Source organism: Dialister sp. (assembly GCF_051885895.1).
Classification (GTDB): domain Bacteria; phylum Bacillota; class Negativicutes; order Veillonellales; family Dialisteraceae; genus Dialister.
In genome coordinates, this window is the sequence record NZ_JBJEXP010000015.1 from 1 (window position 1) to 3,369 (window position 3,369).

5 protein-coding genes are annotated in these 3,369 nt (G+C 48.9%); 1 reads left to right on the plus strand and 4 read right to left on the minus strand.

From position 1 onward, the window contains the following. The 4 genes from fusA to ACI4N7_RS01225 all read right to left on the minus strand — a co-directional run. Positions 1–1,282: elongation factor G (fusA, locus tag ACI4N7_RS01210; RefSeq protein ID WP_439731547.1), on the minus strand; the 1,282-nt coding region annotated here is incomplete at its 3' end. A 21-nt stretch (positions 1,283–1,303) separates the two neighbouring features. Further along, positions 1,304–1,774: a 30S ribosomal protein S7 gene (rpsG, locus tag ACI4N7_RS01215; protein WP_439731548.1), complete on the minus strand. Its 471-nt coding sequence runs from the start codon at positions 1,772–1,774 to the stop codon at positions 1,304–1,306. Between the two features lie 60 nt (positions 1,775–1,834). Continuing rightward, the gene (gene rpsL, locus ACI4N7_RS01220; RefSeq protein WP_008860286.1) at positions 1,835–2,209 is read right to left on the minus strand and encodes a 30S ribosomal protein S12; all 375 of its coding nucleotides are present in this window, start codon (positions 2,207–2,209) and stop codon (positions 1,835–1,837) included. Between the two features lie 67 nt (positions 2,210–2,276). Beyond that, on the minus strand, positions 2,277–2,528 hold the full coding sequence (locus ACI4N7_RS01225; protein WP_439731549.1) for a L7Ae/L30e/S12e/Gadd45 family ribosomal protein: 252 nt from the start codon (positions 2,526–2,528) through the stop codon (positions 2,277–2,279). Positions 2,529–2,839: 311 nt separating this feature from the next. On the opposite strand from ACI4N7_RS01225, the gene ACI4N7_RS01230 reads away from it, so the two are divergent. After that, the coding region (locus ACI4N7_RS01230) for a TIGR00730 family Rossman fold protein (protein WP_439731550.1) at positions 2,840–3,369 on the plus strand (530 nt) is incomplete at its 3' end.

The window sequence follows — 3,369 nt, forward strand, 5'->3', positions numbered from 1 at the left end:
GTCTCTGGAGAGCATTGCCCATCTTTTCCTGGTCAGCTTTGGTCTTCGGTTCAACAGCAACGGAAATAACCGGATCCGGGAATTCCATCTTTTCAAGGATGATCGGATTGTCCGGGTCGCAGAGTGTGTCGCCGGTGGTAACATCCTTGAAGCCTACAGCTGCGGCAATATCGCCGGTGTAAGCAATATCAATTTCTTTACGGTGGTTAGCATGCATCAGAAGGATACGGCCAACACGTTCTTTTTTGTCCTTTGTGGAGTTGAGAACGTAGGTGCCCTGGTGCATTTCACCGGAATATACGCGGAAGTATGCCAGTTTACCAACGAAGGGATCTGCCATGATCTTGAATGCCAAAGCAGCCAGCGGAGCGCTGTCGGATACCGGGCGTTCTTCTTCTTCGCCGTCCAGGGATGTACCCTTTACCGGAGGAATATCCAGCGGGGACGGGAGGTAATCAATGACAGCATCCAGGAGCATCTGGATACCTTTGTTCTTATATGCGGAACCGCAGAAAACCGGGAAGAGGCTGCAGCTCAGTACCTGTTTACGGATGGAAGCTTTGATTTCATCAATGGAAATTTCTTCGCCTTCCAGGTACTTTTCTGCCAGTTCATCGTCGCCGTCGCATGCAGCTTCGATAATCTTTTCACGGTATTCTTCCACCATGTCTTTCATATCATCGGAAACCGGTTCCTTATGATATTCTTTGCCGTCATCGCTGTCATAGATTTCAGCTTCTCTTGTCAGCAGGTCGATGATGCCTTTGAAGGTATCCTGTTTGCCGATAGGAAGCTGCATGGCAACAGCTTTGGCATGAAGACGGGTGTCGATGGTTTTTACAGCATGCAGGAAATCTGCGCCGACTGTATCCATCTTATTGATGAATGCAATACGGGGAACATGGTAGTGATCTGCCTGTCTCCAAACGGTTTCAGACTGGGTCTGTACGCCGTCCTTTGCACTGAATACAGCTACGGAGCCATCCAGTACACGGAGGGAACGTTCAACTTCTACAGTGAAGTCTACGTGCCCTGGGGTATCGATGATGTTGACACGATAGCCTTTCCAGTGGCAGGTGGTAGCAGCAGATGTAATGGTAATACCGCGTTCCTGTTCCTGAGCCATCCAGTCCATGGTAGCTGCGCCATCATGAACTTCGCCGATTTTATGGTTTACACCGGTATAATACAGGATTCGTTCCGTGGTTGTTGTCTTACCTGCATCAATGTGTGCCATGATGCCGATGTTTCTTGTCTTTTCAAGCGGAAATTCTCTGCCCACGATTGTTTCTCCTTATTAAAATTACCAGCGGTAATGAGCAAAAGCCTTATTGGCTTCAGCCATTTTATGAGTATCTTCTTTCTTCTTTACTGCTGCGCCCGTATTGTTGTAAGCGTCCATGAGTTCTCCTGCAAGACGTTCTTCCATTGTACGTTCGCTGCGCTGGCGGGCATAGTTGACCATCCAGCGGATACCCAGAGTCAGACGGCGGTCTGCTCTGACTTCAACCGGCACCTGATAGTTGGCGCCGCCTACACGACGGGCACGAACTTCCAGAACCGGCATAACATTATTGAGAGCCTGTTCAAAAATTTCGATAGGTTCTTTGTTGAGCTTGCTGTGGCAGATGTCAAATGCGCCATAAACGATTTTTTCAGCGACACCCTTCTTGCCGTCCAGCATAACCTTATTGATGAAACGGGTTACTGTCTTGTTTCCATACACGGGATCCGGCAGCACGTCACGTTTCGGAACAGCACCTTTTCTCGGCATTGTTAATTTCCTCCTTAAAACGTTCTTTGTTAGTCACATTAGGTAATGAATACGAATGAATTATTTCTTTTCGCGCTTAGCGCCGTATTTGGAACGGCCCTGCTGACGACCGGATACACCTACGGTATCGAGTGCGCCGCGGATAATGTGGTAACGAACGCCTGGAAGATCCTTAACACGGCCGCCTCTGATGAGGACGACGGAGTGTTCCTGCAGGTTGTGGCCTTCACCAGGAATGTAAGCAGAAACTTCGATTCCGTTGGTCAGGCGTACACGGGCTACTTTACGAAGAGCAGAGTTCGGCTTCTTCGGGGTAGCTGTGTAAACTCTGGTGCAGACACCACGTTTCTGTGGGGACTGTTTCAGAGCCGGGGTCTTCGCTTTGGTAGCCAGAGTCTGGCGGCCTTTACGAACCAGCTGATTAATTGTCGGCAATATGGGCACCTCCTTTCTTCAATAGTAAATTTATAATTGATCCTCCGGGGCATAGCCTCGAAAGATATTACCGGGATTTAAGAAGAGCAGCGGATGCGGCTTTGACTTTAATACCGCAGGCACGGCCTATTTCCTTTTTAGTGAATCCCTGTTCCACAGGAATTCCTGACGACTGGCAGGCTTCCATGAGGGGACGTGCAATTCTTTCATCACAGTCAGAGGCAATAAAAACACATGCCGCTTCCTGCTTCTCAATAGCCCGCTCAGTTTCTTTCATTCCGACTACAAATGTACCGGATTTCAATTCTTCCAGTGTCATTCATTCTCACCTGCTTTGCAGCACACTAAATCCACGCAACATTGGAATTATACCATTAGAATCAACCGATGTCAAACATTTTTATCCTCTTTTTTCTTCGTGTTTATGCACAACTTTTTTACCACGGCTCCTGGCGTGCCATTTACTTGAAACAGGGACTTCCAAAAGCCCGCAGGCAGTCCGATCAACCGGTTCCCAGCCTGCTTTTATTTCGTCCGGGAAATGAGAAACGCCGTCTCTTTTTCCATCCCTATGATACAATAAACAATAGCACCATTCCGTATTATTGTTGTAAAAAGAAGGAAAAACCTATGGCAAAGTATAAGAATATCGTGGTTTACTGCGGTTCCCGCTTCGGAAACAGCCCCGCCTTCGCCTCCTTTGCAGGCAGGCTGGGAGAGGCCCTGGGAAAAGGCGGCTTCCATATGATTTACGGCGGCGGCACCGTAGGTCTCATGGGCATCTCCGCCGATGCCGCCATGGCCGCCGGAGGAAAAGTGACAGGCATTATTCCACAGGTTTTCATTGCAAAAGAGCAGGCCCACCGCGGCATTTCAGAACTGCTGGAAGTACCGGACATGATCACCAGGAAGCAGAAAATGATAAATGCCGGCGACGCATTCATCGTCCTCCCCGGCGGCATCGGCACTCTGGAAGAACTGGCAGACACCTTCAGCCACTACCGCATTTATGCCTCCCCTGCCAGCCGCCCGCCTATCCTCATAGCCAATATCGAAGGAATCTACGATCCGTTGAAGAATCTTTTCCAAAACTGGAAAGAACTTGGATTCATAGAAGACAGCGACCTTGCCAATATTCATTTCTGTTCTTCTCTGGAAGA